Below are 17,340 nucleotides of genomic sequence, written 5' to 3' on the forward strand. Positions count from 1 at the left end.
TCACGGTGTGGCTGGCGGTGCCATCGGCACTGGTGACCGTGATGTCACGGGTCAGGGTTTCACCCGCCTTGAGTGACTGCACGTCGCTGTGGCTGTTGTTTAAGGTGTAGGTCCAGTTACCGTCGGCATCAATGCTGAAGAAACCGTAGTTGCCATCGGCGACATTGGTTTGCACTTGGAATACCGCTTCGCCGTTGTCGACGTCGGTGACGGTTAAGGTGCCGGCCACCGTTTGTACTGTGCCTGGCARGGTGTCGGTATCGCCGTCTTCGGTGACGGTGCCGGCATCGCTGTCGCCGACTGAAATGGAAGCAGGATCACTAACCGGGGTGACGTTAATGGTTAATGTGGCTGTTGAACCAGTGTTAGTGGTGTAGGTGATGACTGGTACTTGGCCATTCCAGTTGGCATTGGGTGTGAAGGTGTAAGAGCCATCGGCATTGATGACTAAGTCGCCGCCTTCAAGTTCAACTGTGGTGCCTGCGGCCACTGTATCGCCATTCACGGTGAAGCTAACGACCGATAAGGTGTTATCCACATCGCTGTCATTGGTGAGCACGTTACCGGTGGCAACGGTATCTTCATCAACGGTATTAGTATCGTTGGCTAACGCAGAGGCATCATCAACCGGGGTCACATTAATGGTTAATGTGGCTGTTGAGCCAGTGTTAGTGGTGTAGGTGATGACTGGTACTTGGCCATTCCAGTTTGCATTTGGCGTGAAGGTGTAAGAGCCATCGGCATTGATGACTAAGTTGCCGCCTTCTAGGGAAACGGTGGTGCCGGCGGTAACAGTATCGCCGTTCACGGTGAAGCTGACAACGGAAAGGGTGCTGTCGATATCGGAATCATTATCAAGCACATTGCCAGTTGCTGCAGTGTCTTCTGCAACTGTGGCGCTGTCATTTGCAAGGATGGAAGGATCATCGACAGGGCTGATATTAATGGTTAGCGTTGCAGTTGAGCCCGTGTTGGTTGTGTAGGTAATGACAGGTACTTGGCCATTCCAGTTTTCATTCGGTGTGAAGGTGTAAGAGCCGTCGCTATTTAAAACTAAAACACCACCTTCGAGAGTCACTTCTGTGCCTGCTGCGTAGGTGGTACCGCTGATTTCGAAGCTCACAACACTTAGAGTTGAATCCACATCAATGTCGTTATCGAGCACATTGCCAGTCGCTACAGTATCTTCATTGGAAGTGTTGCTGTCATTAGCAAGTGCTGAAGGTGAGTCTGCTGCAATGGTGAATTGTGGAATATTAACCGTCGTTCCAGTCAGTGCTTGGCCGCTTGTTGAGTAGCCTGAAGCTGCAATGGTTTCTGTGCCGCTACGGGCTAGAGTGACATAGCCCGAGTTACCATCACTGCCTGGTGTGTTACCTGCTGCGGTTTCTGGTAGGTTCTGAGTTGGGTCTTCACCGGATGCAATAAGATCTTGTAATGCTTGAATTTCATCTAGGGCTGCTTCGTTAGCCGTGCCAGAGGCTGCTGCAGTAGTTTCGCTGGGCGCGACTTCATTTGATAGCTTAGTACCATCATCGAAGGTAATTTCATAGGTTGCGTTTTCGCCGATATGGAGCACAGCACCTTTAGGGAGTTGTTCGCCATCCTTAGCGGGTTGATTTGAACCATCAACTTCGACATTGATTTGCCCTTTTACTAACTTAAGCAAACCTTTCTTTGATGTAATTACCGATCCCATAGTAAGCTCCCAACAGCCAAAGTGTGTTAATCCATAGACGCACAAGTCCAACAAATATGTCGCACTGTGATACAAGTGGTGGAATTTTAGCTAACGAAACGACTTAAGTCAATTTTTTGACGCGCTTGTGTTACCTACTCTTATGCGGTTTTACGGATCTTAATACGCAAAAGTGACAATTTTTAGACCTGTAACTAGATGTAGTAGCTATATCTATAAAAAGGGCCGTATTTAGTACTTTTTAACTCTAAGATTAAGCATAGTTATAAGAAATTAATCTGGATTGGGAGAGTGGTTTTTACGGAAAAGAAGCGACACGATCTAGTTTTTAACATTTTTGGCAAGTTAAGTGGGTTTTAATATGCCAGCATTGGCAAGTGCCGTGATCTTTCGTTACTCAAATCACGGCGACTAGGTTGCAGGCATTGTAGAACTACAGATTAACCGCCTGACGATAACTTTGATTTGCGTTACCTTGTTCGCCTAACTGTTCTTGAATCCGCGCAAGCGCCAACCAAGAGGCTTTTGTGGGTTCGAGTCGGCAAACATTTTGCCAGCAGGTTCTGGCTTCTTTCATATCCCGTGTTTGCTGATAAAGTTTAGCTAAGCACATCTGGTAGTCGGCATTATTCTCATGGGTGATTTCATGCTTGAGTAACTGCTTACGGATTTCTGTATCTTGGGCTGTCGTTATTTCTGGAATGACTTCTAAAAGCGCTGATTCAGGAGCAGTGCGTAATTTTTTCGAGAGTAGCTTCAGCGCTTGCTCTTTGCGATTAAAGCGGCATAAACCCACAGCATAAATCGCCAAAAACTCAGACTGATTGCGCTCACTGCGAGATAACCACTGCCAGCATTGTTCTAAGGCTGCTTCGCCTTTAATGGTTGCGGCTTTGAGTAAAGCGCAGTGAGTGATTACATTGAGTTCATTTAGCTGGGTGTCATCTAGGATCTGGCGCTTCTTCAAAATAGGTAACAATAGCTTGAGCGCATCCCAATCCTCTTGCGCTCGATATAACTCGAGGGCGAGTTTGAGTACCGGTGCTTTGCTCTTACTTGTGGGGGCTAATTTATCGAGCTCGGCGCGGGCTAAAGCTAACTCTCCTTGTTTTAACAGATATCGAGTACGCGTGGTTGCGACGGCATTCGCGGCCAGCGGTTGTGTTGCTGCACGGTCAAGATATTGATCACGCTCTGCTATTTTCTGTTGGTACTGGGCAGCACGAGCCGCTGCAAGTAAATTAAGTGCAGGGAGTTCGCCATTGTCGGCGCCTTTTATCATAGCGCGTTCTGCTGCTGGCCAATCTTCTTCTGCCAGAGCCAGTGCACCCATTAAGGTATGCTTTTTCGCGGAGCGACGGCGCCAGTGGCGAGGAATAAAACGGCTACGCAGCATGAGATTAATGGCGCTAATCACCAACCATTCTAGTACTTGGAACATGGCATAAAATACAATTAAGGCAATGATCCCAAAGACTAAACTGGTCTCAATCTGGTAGTCACCTGCCGCAATGTATACATAACCTGTGTTGCCCACCAACCAAGGGCTAATGCAGAGCCCTATTAGTATTATCCCTAAGAAAATTAATATCTTGATCATAATGGCACATCCTCTGATGAGGTCAGCTCACCATAGCTTGTCAGCTGTAATAGCAGAGGTTTTGCGGCAAAGGATTTCAGAGTAATAGGATCAAGTTCTAATGTCGCCAATTTATCGATTTTGGCGATGGCTTCAGCAGTGCTGTGATCTTGAGTATCAAAATAGGTTTGAATCCACTTACGCACCATCATTAATGATTGGTGATAAGCGGCTCTGTCGTAGCGGTATAACGCAAGTTGAGATTGCAGCAGTTTATGACGAATGTTTTCAACCAGATACCACTGTTGCTCAGGAGCAAGTAAAGCGGGTGCATCGGCGGTTCTATGGCGTATGGTGATAAAGTCTTGGGTTAACGCTTTCCACGTCTTCCCTAAGTTGCTCTGCCAGTCATTTAAATCGCCAGTAATGTTTGTATCTTCAGGGGCATCGGTTTCTGCATCGGTGCGATTAAGTGGCAGCTTATCGAGTTGCTCAATTAAGGCATCGAGTGCTAATACACTACCATCAATATCTGTGGTTTTAATACTTGCAGTCGCGGCGATATCTTTTGCCAGAGCTTTACGAATAGGTAGCAAAGCGGGATTGTTCATGGCGGCGATGGTTTCATCCGCCGACTTTAATAGATCGGTGGCGGTGCGGGGATCTTTTTCTAACCAAAGTTTACGGCCCGCCATGTTTACTAGATATTCGGCTTCTGACGCCATCCAATGCGTTGGGCTGCGTTGGGCGAGTTTATTGATCCTGTCCTGCAGTTGATTTTGGTCTTCTGCCAATTTTGTTAATTCTTGATAGGTCTTAGCATCATTCAGTTGTTGCTGTTCAAGCTGGCCAATACGTTGATTGGGTTGTAGCAGGGCTTGCTGTAATTGGTCCTGCAGGGCGATATTTTTCGCATCCTGCGCCAGCAGTTGCTGTTGCATCTGTTGGTATAACATAAAACCGCCGCCAAGGGTGCAAGCGGTTAAACCCAGCGCTAATAACACCCCAAAGCGAATCGCCCACGAGCTTCTATTGGATGCTGGCGTTTGACTCGGCGTGCTTGAAGGTGTGGCTTTGGCTGTTTGGGATTCAGAAGATGGCGCTGAAGTTACGGGCGTGTCATCAGTCGTTATTGATGGTTCAATAATAGAGGTAGCCTGTAATTCAGGGCTCTTTGCGTCGTGCTTGTTGTTATCCATTTAACAGTCCTTGAAAACATGCTACTGCCGAAATTCGAGTTAAATCGGGCTAAATAGCGCTTAGAGTTTAAGGGCGTTTAGCACGGCTTTGCTGTTGGCGGCATTGGCATTGGTGACTTGGGTTATACCAAAGGCGTGAGCTTGAGCTTCTACTCGGTTACTTGGGACTATGATATGACATGAGCACAGCCATGCAAATAACTCTTTTGGCACTAGATTAATCAGGTTATCCAGTACTTCACCGCTGGTGACGACAATAGTGTCGATGCCAAACTCTTGCCATTGTTGTGCGATCTGTTGTCCATTGAGTGGTGGACAAGCCCGTTGATATACTTCCCAATAGCGCACTGTTGCCCCGCGCTCAGCCAGTCGTTCAGCTAAGGCTTCACGGCCACCAACGCCACGTATGATCGTAATCTGCTTACCTTTAATATCTTGCAAAGGCGCGAGCGTGAGTAGACCTTCGGTCTGCTGACAATCATCTGGGGCTTCGAGGGCTTCAATGCCGAGCTGATTTAATGCTTCCCAAGTCGCATGACCAACGGCGAAATATTGAGCTTGAGGCCAGCCTTTTATTTGAGAATGAGCGGTTGTTAAGGCATAGTCGGCAAAGCTGACTGCATTGGCGCTGATACAGATAATCATATCGGCGTGTGCCAGTGGGTGCGAGTTATTCGTTGTGATGGGCGGCGTTGCTTCGACACACAGCAGAGGTGTAACCCAATGGCTAATGCCTTGTTGATTCAAGGCATCGATCATGGACTGATTGCGCCCTTCTGGGCGCGTCAGTAAGACTTTCATCGACTTATGCTTTAGCGTAAACAGCGTCGAGTATGCTTTTTGCGCCTTTGCTCAATAGCTCTTCGGCAAGGGCAACCCCTAATTGCGTGGCGTCGGTTTTTGGACCTGTGATCACGCCTTCGATGATTTCACTACCATCAGGGTTACCGACTAGGCCGCGTAATGTCATCTCATCACCATTGATTTCGGCAAATGCGCCAATCGGCACTTGGCATCCACCTTCTAGGCGCGTGTTCATCGCGCGCTCGGCAATCACACGGTAGCGCGTTTCTAAATGTTCTAATGGTGCCAGTAGGGCCTTAACGCGTTCGTCATTGGTGCGACATTCGATACCCACAGCACCTTGGCCGTTGGCGGGCAAGGATTCTTCAGCAGAGATAAAGCTAGCAATCCGCTCAGACAATTTCAGGCGAATTAAGCCAGCAGCGGCAAGAATAATGGCATCGTATTCGCCGTTATCAAGTTTAGCTAAACGAGTGCCTACGTTACCGCGTAAATCTTTGATAATAAGGTCAGGGCGTGATGCGCGCAGTTGGCATTGACGACGTAGGCTCGAGGTGCCCACAGTTGCGCCTAATGGTAATTCGCTGATCGTTTTATATAAATTCGATACAAAGGCATCGCGGGGATCTTCGCGCTCGCAAATAACTTCAAGGCCTAAGCCTTCTGGGAAGTCGACGGGTACGTCTTTCATTGAATGCACCGCGATATCGGCAAGATCGTCTAACATGGCGACTTCAAGCTCTTTGACGAACAAACCTTTACCGCCCACTTTGGCTAGCGGCGTATCTAAGATAACGTCGCCCTTAGTGCTCATTGGCAGCAATTCCACCACAATACCGGGGTGAATGCGTTCTAATTCGGCTTTAACAAATTCAGCTTGCCACATGGCCAGCGGACTCTTGCGGGTTGCGATACGTATGCGGTTCTCAGACATGCCTAGTTTCCATCAAAGATCTTAGTTGCGCCAATGCTAACATTGGCAAATCGTTTATGTAAGGAAGCCGTATCGATTCTTTGAAGTTGGCGATGTTCTAGATACCGTGAAAGTGTGACGGGCTTCACGTTTAGTTGCTCGAGTTTGTAAAAGTGTTAACATGAGCACATTTCCCATAAGTGCTTAAGTGTTGTGTTTTTGAATGGATCGGCAAATACAGTTTCCTGATATAGCAGAAAGACTTAATAAGGTACGTATTGCACGCGCCCTAGCTTTGCTATCGCCGCTACAAAAACACTTATTCCATTTGATCCCTTTTTTAATTCACCAGAACGGTGTTCAGTATCCTGGCTATCATGCCGCCAATACGCCCTGTGGAATCAACGAGTATCAGGTTGGTGAGACAGAGTCCCAGGCCTGCGATGTGTTCTCGCTGCCTTTTACTACTCAAGAAGCGGATATCAATGCCTTTGAAGGCGTTTATGCGATGGGGAGTACTGGCAGTTTTGGTCAAAATGCCAAGAGCGATGTCGATGTTTGGTTAGTACATAGGGCCGATCTGTGTGCTGAGGATTTGGCGCTAATCAAGATTAAAGCGACTCGATTGACTGCTTGGTTTGCCGAGTATCAGTTTGAGGTGAATTTTTACTTAGTTCATCCGCAGCAGTTTTGTGGCGGTAAAGCCGTTCGTGGATGTCAATCAGCGATGGCCCATGAGCATAGCGGTAGTATGCAACATTGGTTATTACTTGAAGAGTTTTATCGCAGTCAAATTCGTTTGGCGGGTAAAACGATTGCATGGTGGCCAGACGCTAAACTCAATCCTGCGCTCTTGTCCCTAGGCGATGTACATGAATTACCTGCGAGTGAGTACTTTGGTGCTTCGTTATGGCAGCTCTACAAGGGCTTAGAAAAGCCCCATAAGGCACTGATTAAAGTATTGCTACTCGAGGCTTATGCCAGTGATTATCCCCATTCAACTCTGCTTTGTGATCACTTATGGCAGAAAACGCTCGCCGGTGATTTTTCGACGTCGAATGATGCCTATTACTCTATCTATGAGATTATCGAAACCTATTTACTTAAGCAGAATGATACTCGCCGACTAGAGATAGTGCGGCGCTGCTTCTATTTAAAATGTGGCGTGCACTTGAGTCGAACCCAAGAGGGCAAAGATTGGCGTTATCCTAAATTGCAAAAGCTGGTGCAGGATTGGCAATGGCCAGATAGTCTGATTAGCACTTTAGACAATTGTGAACATTGGCATAGTGGCCAGCTCAATTGGTTTAATGAGCAACTGAATGAACTGTTATTAGCGAGCTACCAAACCTTATTACGCTTCGCATCGACACATGAGTTAAATGAAGGCTTGCGGATCGAAGATTTGGGAATGCTGACTCGCAAGTTGCATACCTATTTTAGTCAAGATGAAGACCAAATCGCTAAGCTGAATCTGCTGTGGAGTGCTTCAGTCGCTGAGTCCGAAGTGACTATGGTCTCAAGCTCCCGCGAGCGTCAATATTATTTGTATCGACAAGGGCCTCAGCCACAAAATTTGTTAGGCGAGTCTGCAATATGCAAGGGAAAAACCCCTTCAGCCTTAATGATTTGGGCATGTTTAAATGGGATCTCGACGCCGAGTACTCAATGGCATGAATATGGTCAGAGTAAGGCAAAGTCGAAACGGCTTACCGAAGCTTCTAAGCGGTTACTGAATTTTATCGACCACGATTGGCGTGTATCTAAACGTGACTTATGCCAGCCATGGCATTTTCGTAAGCTGATTTTCGTGCTCAATCTGGATTGCGATCCCACCATTGAATGGCAAGGACAGGAAATGATGGTCGATGTGATGAATGCGAACGTGTTCTCACTCGGGCGTAAAAAAGCCAATATGCTTGGTGCGTTAGATGCAATTTGCTTGAATAGTTGGGGTGAATGGCAGTGTCATCGCTTCGAAGGCGATACCGCGGTATTGCAAGCCTTAGCCTTTGTGACGCCGGGGCTAAGACGAGCCAGTTTACCTGTGGATATGGATGTGATCAGCTGTTCACAGAAGTTACGCCCACAGCTTAAATTAGCAGTGAAAAATCTACTAAAACAAACCATGCGTTTGTGCCAACAAGTGCAGCAATCCAGCACCTTAGTGCAGCCACTGCAGATAAGTCGTACTCGCTATGGGATCTTTTTTAATCCTTTAGGTATGGCTTATCAGGACTTGAGCGATGCCAAGTCATTTTATCAACAGTTATCCCGCAGTCATCTTGTATTATTGCCGCGGCCTGAATTAGGTGATGATCCCTTTTCGAGTATGCCGAAAGTGGTGCAGAACTATGCGGCTAAAGGCGCGATTCAGTATTTTCTACGCCAACGGGTCGATAACTTGGATGTATTTATCCTCGATGAGGAAAATCAACTAAGCCATTACGTGCAGGCGGGATCAAACATGGCCGAGTTGGTAAATAAAGTGAGTCATCACTATGTGTTCGATGAGCATTATGCTTCACGGGCCCGGTTTAATATTCCGCAATTTTTCCATTTAGTGCGGGTAGCCGGAGAGTTAACGGTGGCGCCTTTCGGTATCGATGTTAGCGATCAAGACACTGAGTTTTAGCTGGTTTTTAACATAAATAATGGGAGCCAAGGCTCCCATTATTGTTTTGTACTATTACGGTTTTGCACTACGACAGGCTTAGATTAGAAGCTAAGCTTAATGCCGCCTTGGCGCTCGATAGACTCTTGCACGAATGGCATAAATTCGCCGCCATTTCGTCCGTCCATCCATTTACCTTCAACAAAACCAAAGTGATATCCACCAAAGCGTGTGGCGACCCAAATCTCATGCAAAGGTTCTTGCTTGTTGATCACTATCTTAGAGCCATCAACAAATTCTAATTGCAATACGTTGCCACTGGCATCGATATCAAGATCGGCATCTTGCTCATCAATCGCAGTTTCAATCGCATTTTCTATGGCTTGGAACATGTCATCGGCGAGCTGGTGAAATTCTGTATCTGTCATGGCCATGCATTTCTGTCCTTTGCTTTCGTCAAGATGGGTGCGATTATAAGGCCATTAGTCACCAGATGCACAGATGTTGAGAAAAATGAGACTATTTTTATTGTTATTGCTTGGTAGCCTATTCATTACTGCGTGCGGCCAGAAGGGCCCCCTCTATCGATCTCCGGCCACAGAGGTGAATCAGCCTAAAAAGGTTGAGGCGTCTAAACCAGAGCCTGAAGTTGAAGAGATTAAAACTGAAATTCGAGCCATCGAAGTACAAAAAACACAACAATAATAGCAGCTATAACTATCATCACTATCGCAGCGATAAAGCGCAGTAAGGAATCAGACATTGGATCACTTTCTCTACCAACAAAATGCCCTGCACGCCGAAGGCTGCCAGGTCGCCGACTTAGCTCAAACCTATGGCACACCGCTGTATATCTATTCCCGCGCCACGCTAGAGCGCCATTGGCATGCCTTTAATAATGCCGTGGCAGATCATCCACATTTGATTTGTTACGCGGTTAAAGCTAATTCGAACTTGGCCGTACTGAATGTGCTGGCACGTTTAGGCAGTGGTTTTGATATCGTTTCGGGTGGTGAGTTAGCAAGAGTGATTGAAGCGGGCGGCGATCCCGCCAAAGTGGTGTTCTCAGGCGTGGGTAAAACTGCGGCCGAAATGGAACAGGCACTTAATCTGGGCATTTACTGCTTTAACGTCGAGTCGAGCGCCGAGCTTGAGCAGTTAAATTTGGTCGCAGGTCGTTTAGGTAAAGTGGCGCCAGTTTCCTTGCGAGTCAATCCCGATGTGGATGCGGGTACTCATCCCTATATTTCGACTGGCCTTAAAGAAAATAAATTCGGTATCGCTATGGATGAGGCCGAAACCGTCTTCGCCCGTGCCCATGCTTTGCCACATTTAAAAGTGAAAGGTGTCGATTGCCATATCGGTTCGCAATTAACCGAAATTCAACCTTTCCTCGATGCAATGGATCGTATGCTAGCGTTGATCGATCGTCTAGCTGAACAAGGTATCGTCATTGAGCATTTTGATGTGGGTGGCGGTTTAGGTGTGACCTATGATGCTGAAACTCCGCCGCATCCTGATGTGTATGCCGCCGCCATATTAGCGCGTATGGGCGACCGTCAACTTAAGCTAATCTTCGAACCGGGCCGTGCGATTGCCGCTAATGCGGGGATTTTTGTCACTCAGGTGCTGTATCTGAAAGAAAACAGCGACAAGCGTTTTGCGATTGTCGATGGCGCGATGAATGACTTAATTCGCCCAGCACTTTACAGTGCATGGCAAAATATTATCCCAGTCGTGCCAAGGGACTCTGAGGCCTATGAGTTTGATATTGTTGGTCCAGTGTGCGAAACAGGTGACTTTTTAGGTAAAGATCGCAAGCTGGCTTTAGTGGCAGGGGATTTACTGGCAGTGCGTTCGAGTGGTGCCTATGGTTTTGCGATGGCCTCTAACTACAACACGCGTCCTCGTGCGGCCGAAGTCATGGTCGATGGTGAGCACGCTTTCTTAGTGCGTGAGCGAGAAAAATTGTCTCAGCTCTGGCAAGGTGAGCAACTCCTGCCGTAAACTAGAAAAATTATATTGATTCAGGCGCTTGGTTTCATACTTAATGAGCGGCGCCTCGGCTTAAAGGATAAGTATCTTGATCCAATTCACTAAGATGCACGGACTGGGTAACGATTTTATGGTGGTCGATGGGGTCACGCAGAACGTGTTCTTTTCGCCTGAGCAGATCCGCCGTTTAGCCGACCGTAACTTTGGCATAGGTTTCGATCAATTACTGTTGGTTGAGCCGCCCTATGATCCCGATTTAGATTTTCATTATCGCATCTTCAATGCCGATGGTACTGAAGTCGAACAATGCGGTAATGGCGCCCGCTGTTTTGCCCGTTTTGTGCGCAATAAAGGATTGACCAATAAGAGTAAAATCCGTGTTAGCACTTCATCAGGTAAGATGACTCTGCGTTTAGAGCGAGATGGTACAGTTACCGTGAATATGGGCGTGCCTATTCTTGAACCAAGTCTGATCCCCTTTAAAGCCAAGAAAGCCGAAAAAACCTATTTACTGCAAACACCACTGCAAACGTTTTTATGTGGCGCGGCTTCTATGGGCAATCCCCATTGTGTGCTCGACGTTGAAGATGTGGCGAGCGCCGCTGTTGCTGAAATTGGTGCCATGCTCACTAAGCATGAGCGCTTTCCCCGTGGTGTGAATGTGGGATTTATGCAAGTAGTAGATTCGGGCCACATTAAGCTGCGGGTGTATGAACGTGGTGCGGCCGAAACTTTGGCCTGTGGCACTGGCGCGTGTGCGGCCGTGGTTGTAGGTCAAGTGCAAGGGAAGCTCGGCCAGCAAGTGCGGGTGGATTTACCCGGCGGTACTTTAACCATCAACTGGGAAGGCGAGGGGAAACCTTTGTGGATGACGGGTCCAGCGCAGCATGTTTATGATGGACAAATTCAGTTATGACAGAGCCCTTGATGCCGCAGACGAATGTGCCCTTTGATGAGTTGATTATTCGCGAGTATCTGCTTGATAATCCTGATTTTTTCAATCGCTATCCCGAGCTATTGCTGGCAATGCGTCTGCCCCACCTGGAGCGCGGCGCCATCTCTTTGGTGGAACGTCGTCAAGAAATGCTACGCCAGCGAGTCAGCCAGTTGGAAGAAGAGATCACCAGTCTGTTAACGATGGCGGCGCGCAACGAGAAAATTTACCAATTCAATACTGAGTTATCCTTCCAACTACTGAATTGTGCCGATCTAGTGTCACTCAAAGAAATCTTAGCCGACAGTTTAAAATTACAGTTTAATTTCAGTCATGTGCGTTTGATCAGCGTTCTCGATGCCGATATGAAGGCAATATGGGATCAAAGGCTGCATAAAGGTCACTATTTTGGTCGGCTAACGCAACAAGAAGCCAAACGGTTATTTGGTAGTGAAGTGGGCTCGGTGGCACTGACTAAATTGTCGGAAGACAACCCAGTGATTTTTGCCATTGCTAGTCAAGATGTCACCCATTTTCATCCTGATATGGATAACATGCTGCTGGAACAGTTGCGGCGTTTACTGGCGCATATGCTTGCAAAGCTGTAACGGTCGTTGAGCTATAGTGCTCACCCAAAGCTTAGCAAAACCCACGAGGAAACCGATATGAGTACGCAAACAGGCGAAGTGTCGGCATTAAATACTCAATGGTTACAAACCTTTGAATGTTATCTGAGTACCGAGCGACAGTTGTCTGCCCATACAGTACGGAATTACCTTTACGAGCTTAATCGCGGTAGCGATCTCTTGCCCGAAGGCGTGCATTTACTCAATGTGAGCCGCGAGCATTGGCAGCAAGTGTTAGCCAAATTGCACCGCAAAGGTTTAAGCCCGCGATCGCTTTCTCTGTGTTTATCTGCGGTAAAACAATGGGGTGAATTTTTGCTGCGCGAAGGCGTGATTGAACTTAATCCCGCCAAAGGCTTAAGTGCCCCCAAACAAACCAAACCACTGCCGAAGAATATTGATGTCGATGCCATCAGTCATTTGCTGGACATTGAAGGTACAGATCCGCTGAGTCTGCGTGATAAAGCCATGATGGAATTGTTTTATTCCAGTGGTTTACGTTTAGCGGAACTCGCCGCGCTCAATTTATCCAGTGTGCAATATGATTTGAAAGAAGTGCGAGTCTTAGGTAAAGGTAATAAGGAGCGTATCGTCCCTGTCGGTCGTTTGGCGATTACAGCGCTGCAGAATTGGCTCAATTGCCGAAAGCAGATCCCCTGTGAAGATAACGCCTTATTTGTGACTGAAAAAGGCAAGCGACTCTCCCATCGCAGTATTCAGGCGCGCATGGCTAAATGGAGTCAAGAGCAGGCATTATCGGTGCGAGTACATCCCCATAAGCTGCGCCATTCCTTTGCCACTCACATGTTAGAAGCGAGCGCCGACTTGCGGGCGGTACAAGAATTATTGGGTCATGCGAACCTAGCGACCACGCAAATTTACACCAGTTTGGATTTCCAACACTTAGCTAAGGTGTATGATAACGCCCATCCTAGAGCGAAAAAAACACAGGATAAATAATGCGTTGCTATCTTCGGCCTCAACATATTCAAGCGATCAGTTTCGATCTCGACGATACCTTGTACGACAATCTGCCGCATATTTTAAATGCCGAAGCTGAGCTGGCGACGTTTCTGTTGCAGACTTATCCATTATCGCAGGCGTGGCAACCCCATGATTGGCGCAGGCTAAAACTGCAACTTTTGCAGCAAAATCGTGAGCTCGCCCACGATACTAGCGCCGCCCGTTTAGCTACGCTTCGCCAAGGCCTAATACAATTAGGATATTCGGCGACTGAAGCCGAACGCGGCGCCGAGCAAGGATTAGCATGCTTTTATTTTTATCGCAGCCATTTTCAAGTGTCTGACGAAGTGCTCTTATTACTCAAGCGCTTATCGCAGCATTTTAGATTAGTCGGGATCACCAATGGCAATGTGGACGCCGAGCGGATTGGTTTAGGGGAAACTTTCGAGTTTGTGTTGCATCCAGGTAATGGCGTGCATATGAAACCCGCTAAAGACATGTTCGCATTAGCTTGCTCGCGGTTAAAGATTGTACCGCAACACTTACTGCATGTTGGTGATAGCATGAATGCAGACGTTCGTGGTGCTCGGTTGGCGGGGTGCCAGTCTGTGTGGCTAAATCCCAGTTTTGGTCGAGTCGATTCCTTACCGATCGCCGCCTTGTTGCCCCATTTAGAAATAGCCTCCCTCGACGCTTTGATAAAAGTATTGGCTATCGACGTAAACTAACTTAGCGTGCATTTTTAATCTGTATCTTTGGGTGATTGAGATCAAGGTTTGCCAGCCAAATTTGCACTAAAGTTAAGTTTTATATCACTAAAGTCACTGACTAAGGCTATTTTATGGCGCGTATCGGGTTGTTATTACTGCTCACTTTATGTTGGATCGCGCCGGTATCGGCCCATGAGATCCATTCAGGTGGCGGTTTCATGTCGGGTTTTAATCATCCCGTATTGGGCTTCGATCACTTGCTGGCTATGTTGAGTGTGGGCATGTTGAGCACCCAGCTCGGTGGCCGCGCGATTTGGACTGTCCCCTTAGCATTTGTCACCTTTATGTTAGTGGGCGGGATTTTAGGTTTATATGCGATTGCCGTTCCCTTTGTTGAAATAGGTATTGCCCTCTCTGTGTTGTTGCTCGGTCTTGCTATCGCCTTCGACCGTCAAATCCCATTGTTATTCGCCATGGCCTTTGTGGGTGTATTCGCGATTTTTCATGGTCACGCCCACGGCGCTGAAATGCCGGAATTGGCCAGCCCAGTCCTGTATGCCCTAGGATTTTTATTTGGTACAGCAGTCATCCATTTAGGTGGCGTAATGATAGGCCTTGGAATGCAGCGGATGACAGGGCAACGCAATTTAATGCGCGTTACTGGCGTGGCGATTGCGGCCATGGGCGGCTATCTATTAGCAGGTTTTTAACGTAATAACAGGACGTTAGATTTACTGGATTAACGCGCCTTGAGTTGCTTCATGCAAAGATGGGCGCGGCGCAGCAGTAGATTGACTTGCCGACGGCTTGCATGCATGTCGGCATCTCCTACCCTAAAATAACTCCCAGTGTAAGGATCGCTGCCTACGTAGATAGGTTTTAGCTGCTCAGGCGCCAGCGGTACGCGGATACGAATGAGTTTTTTGTTCATAATTTCAATAATCTGTACATCCGAGATCGCTAAAAGATTGTGACTCGTGCGACTCGGGTCATCGAGGATTTCCCAAAATTCTTGCAAGACGGGAAGGGGGTTGGGAATGCCTTCAATACTGAAATGGCCACGCTCTTCCCGCACACCTAGGATGATCTCGCCACCCAAAGTGTTGGCAAAAGAGCTATAAGTCGCCCAAATGTCTTCGGGTAATTGACCTTGGCCATCGCGGCCACCTGCGAGTTTAAATTCTACTTGGGCCGATTCGTGCAAATTGGCAATATCATCGAGTGCAAATGATTGAAATGTCATGGCAGCTTATCCGTCAGCGACACATGACTTGTTGTAGCACGTCAACAATTGAAAGGCCAGACTTAGGTCTGGCCTCAAGGTTAAGCGGAAAATCTGTAATTTGGAGCCGCTACGGGATAAACATTTAATCAATTATTGAGTCAGACCCAATGCCTTAGGAAAAAGAATATTGTTTTCTAAGTGAATATGCTGATGTAAGTCCGCCTCAAATTCCGCCAGAGTGGCATAACAAACACGCCATGTAGTGCACGCATATTCAGGTGGTGTGAAGTCGTTAGTGAGCTCGTGTAATTTTTGCAAAATCAAACCGACTTCTTCATGCTCATGTTGCATCGCATTGATGGGGTTGCCAATATGGCCAAAGCAAGCCTCAACCTGCTCTCCATGACTCATGGCGCGGATCGCCGGAAACAGTATTTTTTCTTCCTTCATTAAATGTGGCATTAAGTCTTCAACTAAAGCTCGTACCCAACCCGCAAAGGGAACGATTTCGGCATAGTGCTCACCGTGAGCACGAATCATCTTTTCGGAATATTCGACTAATAAAGGGGCTTTTTCGCGCACGTATTGATGGTGCGTTGATTCTATATATTCGATAAGTTGATCTAAGGGTAATTGATTTAATTCATCTTCTTTGCTACCGGTAAGTGTTGCGGCATTCAGCGCAGCAACCACTTTTGCGGGATCTACATCTGCACGCTCACAGGCGACCGCCAGTGATTTACCCCCGCCACAACAAAAATCGATACCAAATTGACTAAACACATGTGCGCGGCGAAAGTCTTCTGCCACTAGTTCACCTATTTTTCGTTCTAGCCAATGATTGTGTTGAGAATTAAACCCATGGGGTGGGAGTTGTGCATCTTTTGAGACAGAAGTAGCAGACATGAGTAGCTCCAGAGCAGCAATAAAGTTACATTCATATTATTTGCAGCTTTAGTTTGTGGCAACTAATCCTGACTAAAATAGTCAGGTTTTGCAGTTGATGTCACAGTCTATACTGAGAAATATCGCTTAAGGAGTAGGAAGAGCTGACTTAGTTTGGATGTAGCAAATTTACACTCGGGATTATTAATATGAGTTGATATTGCTGCTGGAATGGTTAGAGCGATATGAGGGGTTTGGTTTATTATTATATTTTGGACTCAGTGAGGTGTTGCAGACCCCGTAGTTGGCTGAACAGCACATCATTATAATCAACTGCTAATGGTTCGAGGGATGAGTGTTCTCCTGAGATATTCTTGGGCGGCTCACACACTGGGTAGACTAGCCTTACTGCCATAACTAAAGTCCAGTATTAGCCTTGAATTTGCTTTAATTTTCATCATTAACGAAACACAACTGAACGAGCAACCTTAGATTAATTTTCATTAGAAAGGGATAAGGCTTACTGTTTTAACAAGGGAGATACGATGCTATCAACATCCCTAATCAAAGCGCTGATGCTCTTATACGTAACCACCTTCCATCGGCAAATATTAAGTGTTAGGCCAGTTGCGTTAGCATGCTCAGCAGTTTTATTCATTGTTAACTTCAGTGGTCTAGTTCTTCTTTTGCTTCGCTAATTTTTGGTTAAGTTTATCTATTCGTTTTTCATAATTATCCGTCCAGCCTTGCTTTAGAGCTTGTTTAGAGAGCTTTAATGCACCTTCAATATTGCCTTCTTTCTCAAGAATAATTGCTAACTGCTTGTAGCCTGTATGTGAGGGCAGCATTTGAGGTTCATCATAATAAGGATCTTTAATTCCCGTTATGTTCTGTAGTTTTTTTAGTTCTTTAGGTTTTTCGAGATGACGAAATTTTTTGACCAACTTACTAGGGTCTGTTGATCTTTCGAGAGTAATTTTTAGACAGCATGGCAAGACGTTATAATTTGCTTCGCCAAAAGTAACCATAACCTCAAGCCATGCCAAGACTTATGCTAACCGATGCACGCTGGGAAAAGCTATTTCATTTAATGAAAAGCACAGGCCGTGTTTATGACAAACCTGAACATAGACAAACATTCGAAGGTATTCTTTACCGCCTTAGAACAGGTATCCCTTGGCGAGATTTACCTAA

The 17,340-nt window shown here is 46.7% G+C and carries 18 protein-coding genes; 9 read left to right on the plus strand and 9 right to left on the minus strand.

The features are described from left to right. The 5 genes from L5M11_RS22560 to hemC form a co-directional block, all read right to left on the minus strand. Positions 1-1,699, minus strand: a 1,699-nt coding sequence (locus tag L5M11_RS22560; protein WP_263193314.1) for a retention module-containing protein, incomplete at its 3' end; no start/stop codon positions are given. A gap of 433 nt (positions 1,700-2,132) precedes the next feature. Continuing rightward, entirely contained in the window at positions 2,133-3,299 is a 1,167-nt protein-coding gene (locus tag L5M11_RS22565) for a heme biosynthesis HemY N-terminal domain-containing protein (RefSeq protein ID WP_219251946.1), read from the minus strand. Beyond that, positions 3,296-4,477: a uroporphyrinogen-III C-methyltransferase gene (locus L5M11_RS22570; RefSeq protein ID WP_263177360.1), complete on the minus strand. Its 1,182-nt coding sequence runs from the start codon at positions 4,475-4,477 to the stop codon at positions 3,296-3,298. Before L5M11_RS22570 ends, L5M11_RS22565 begins: the two co-directional genes overlap by 4 nt. Before the next feature lie 60 nt (positions 4,478-4,537). Beyond that, a complete protein-coding gene (locus L5M11_RS22575; protein WP_263193316.1) occupies positions 4,538-5,278 on the minus strand; it encodes a uroporphyrinogen-III synthase in 741 nt (246 codons plus the stop codon). A gap of 4 nt (positions 5,279-5,282) precedes the next feature. Then, positions 5,283-6,215, minus strand: a complete 933-nt coding sequence (gene hemC, locus L5M11_RS22580) for a hydroxymethylbilane synthase (protein WP_105250441.1) — start codon at positions 6,213-6,215, stop codon at positions 5,283-5,285. A 202-nt stretch (positions 6,216-6,417) separates the two neighbouring features. Between hemC and L5M11_RS22585 the strand changes: the two genes are divergently transcribed. Further along, complete coding sequence (locus L5M11_RS22585; RefSeq protein WP_105250440.1) at positions 6,418-8,829, plus strand: class I adenylate cyclase; 2,412 nt, start codon at positions 6,418-6,420, stop codon at positions 8,827-8,829. Positions 8,830-8,912: 83 nt separating this feature from the next. On the opposite strand, the gene cyaY is transcribed toward L5M11_RS22585, so the two are convergent. Continuing rightward, entirely contained in the window at positions 8,913-9,242 is a 330-nt protein-coding gene (gene cyaY, locus L5M11_RS22590; RefSeq protein ID WP_105250439.1) for an iron donor protein CyaY, read from the minus strand. 79 nt (positions 9,243-9,321) lie between these two features. Between cyaY and lptM the strand changes: the two genes are divergently transcribed. The 7 genes from lptM (at position 9,322) to L5M11_RS22625 (ending at position 14,746) form a co-directional block, all read left to right on the plus strand. Next, a complete protein-coding gene (gene lptM / locus L5M11_RS22595) occupies positions 9,322-9,513 on the plus strand; it encodes an LPS translocon maturation chaperone LptM (RefSeq protein WP_168825920.1) in 192 nt (63 codons plus the stop codon). A 57-nt stretch (positions 9,514-9,570) separates the two neighbouring features. Beyond that, positions 9,571-10,815 (plus strand): diaminopimelate decarboxylase, encoded by a 1,245-nt coding sequence (gene lysA, locus L5M11_RS22600; protein ID WP_168825915.1) that lies wholly within the window; start codon positions 9,571-9,573, stop codon positions 10,813-10,815. A 76-nt stretch (positions 10,816-10,891) separates the two neighbouring features. After that, entirely contained in the window at positions 10,892-11,719 is an 828-nt protein-coding gene (gene dapF / locus L5M11_RS22605) for a diaminopimelate epimerase (RefSeq protein ID WP_105250436.1), read from the plus strand. Continuing rightward, positions 11,716-12,345 (plus strand): DUF484 family protein, encoded by a 630-nt coding sequence (locus tag L5M11_RS22610; RefSeq protein WP_173496192.1) that lies wholly within the window; start codon positions 11,716-11,718, stop codon positions 12,343-12,345. Before dapF ends, L5M11_RS22610 begins: the two co-directional genes overlap by 4 nt. Positions 12,346-12,402: 57 nt before the next feature. Then, the gene (gene xerC, locus L5M11_RS22615) at positions 12,403-13,323 is read left to right on the plus strand and encodes a tyrosine recombinase XerC (RefSeq protein WP_263193318.1); all 921 of its coding nucleotides are present in this window, start codon (positions 12,403-12,405) and stop codon (positions 13,321-13,323) included. Next, a complete protein-coding gene (locus L5M11_RS22620; protein WP_263193321.1) occupies positions 13,323-14,054 on the plus strand; it encodes an HAD-IA family hydrolase in 732 nt (243 codons plus the stop codon). The genes xerC and L5M11_RS22620 overlap by 1 nt, the downstream gene beginning before the upstream one ends. A gap of 113 nt (positions 14,055-14,167) precedes the next feature. Further along, a complete protein-coding gene (locus L5M11_RS22625; RefSeq protein WP_105250432.1) occupies positions 14,168-14,746 on the plus strand; it encodes a HupE/UreJ family protein in 579 nt (192 codons plus the stop codon). 29 nt (positions 14,747-14,775) lie between these two features. On the opposite strand, the gene L5M11_RS22630 is transcribed toward L5M11_RS22625, so the two are convergent. The 3 genes from L5M11_RS22630 to L5M11_RS22640 all read right to left on the minus strand — a co-directional run bounded on the left by L5M11_RS22630 (position 14,776) and on the right by L5M11_RS22640 (position 17,192). After that, the gene (locus tag L5M11_RS22630; RefSeq protein WP_105250431.1) at positions 14,776-15,279 is read right to left on the minus strand and encodes a helix-turn-helix domain-containing protein; all 504 of its coding nucleotides are present in this window, start codon (positions 15,277-15,279) and stop codon (positions 14,776-14,778) included. Positions 15,280-15,411: 132 nt separating this feature from the next. Beyond that, positions 15,412-16,167, minus strand: a complete 756-nt coding sequence (ric, locus tag L5M11_RS22635; protein ID WP_131523376.1) for an iron-sulfur cluster repair di-iron protein — start codon at positions 16,165-16,167, stop codon at positions 15,412-15,414. 653 nt (positions 16,168-16,820) lie between these two features. Next, positions 16,821-17,192, minus strand: a complete 372-nt coding sequence (locus L5M11_RS22640; RefSeq protein WP_263193322.1) for a hypothetical protein — start codon at positions 17,190-17,192, stop codon at positions 16,821-16,823. On the opposite strand from L5M11_RS22640, the gene L5M11_RS22645 reads away from it, so the two are divergent. Then, on the plus strand, positions 17,186-17,340 hold a 155-nt coding region (locus L5M11_RS22645; RefSeq protein ID WP_263193323.1), incomplete at its 3' end, for a transposase. The genes L5M11_RS22640 and L5M11_RS22645 overlap by 7 nt on opposite strands.

Origin of the sequence: Shewanella sp. SM87 (assembly GCF_025653705.1) — a bacterium.
Lineage (GTDB): Bacteria > Pseudomonadota > Gammaproteobacteria > Enterobacterales > Shewanellaceae > Shewanella > Shewanella oncorhynchi.

Excerpts from the sequence above, each read along its gene's own strand:
- L5M11_RS22565 (WP_219251946.1), bottom strand. The coding sequence starts at position 3,299 with ATGATCAAGATATTAATTTTCTTAGGGATAATACTAATAGGGCTCTGC.
- L5M11_RS22570 (WP_263177360.1), bottom strand. The coding sequence starts at position 4,477 with ATGGATAACAACAAGCACGACGCAAAGAGCCCTGAATTACAGGCTACC.
- L5M11_RS22575 (WP_263193316.1), bottom strand. The coding sequence starts at position 5,278 with ATGAAAGTCTTACTGACGCGCCCAGAAGGGCGCAATCAGTCCATGATC.
- hemC (WP_105250441.1), bottom strand. The coding sequence starts at position 6,215 with ATGTCTGAGAACCGCATACGTATCGCAACCCGCAAGAGTCCGCTGGCC.
- L5M11_RS22585 (WP_105250440.1), top strand. The coding sequence starts at position 6,418 with ATGGATCGGCAAATACAGTTTCCTGATATAGCAGAAAGACTTAATAAG.
- cyaY (WP_105250439.1), bottom strand. The coding sequence starts at position 9,242 with ATGGCCATGACAGATACAGAATTTCACCAGCTCGCCGATGACATGTTC.
- lptM (WP_168825920.1), top strand. The coding sequence starts at position 9,322 with ATGAGACTATTTTTATTGTTATTGCTTGGTAGCCTATTCATTACTGCG.
- L5M11_RS22610 (WP_173496192.1), top strand. The coding sequence starts at position 11,716 with ATGACAGAGCCCTTGATGCCGCAGACGAATGTGCCCTTTGATGAGTTG.
- xerC (WP_263193318.1), top strand. The coding sequence starts at position 12,403 with ATGAGTACGCAAACAGGCGAAGTGTCGGCATTAAATACTCAATGGTTA.
- L5M11_RS22620 (WP_263193321.1), top strand. The coding sequence starts at position 13,323 with ATGCGTTGCTATCTTCGGCCTCAACATATTCAAGCGATCAGTTTCGAT.
- L5M11_RS22625 (WP_105250432.1), top strand. The coding sequence starts at position 14,168 with ATGGCGCGTATCGGGTTGTTATTACTGCTCACTTTATGTTGGATCGCG.
- L5M11_RS22630 (WP_105250431.1), bottom strand. The coding sequence starts at position 15,279 with ATGACATTTCAATCATTTGCACTCGATGATATTGCCAATTTGCACGAA.
- ric (WP_131523376.1), bottom strand. The coding sequence starts at position 16,167 with ATGTCTGCTACTTCTGTCTCAAAAGATGCACAACTCCCACCCCATGGG.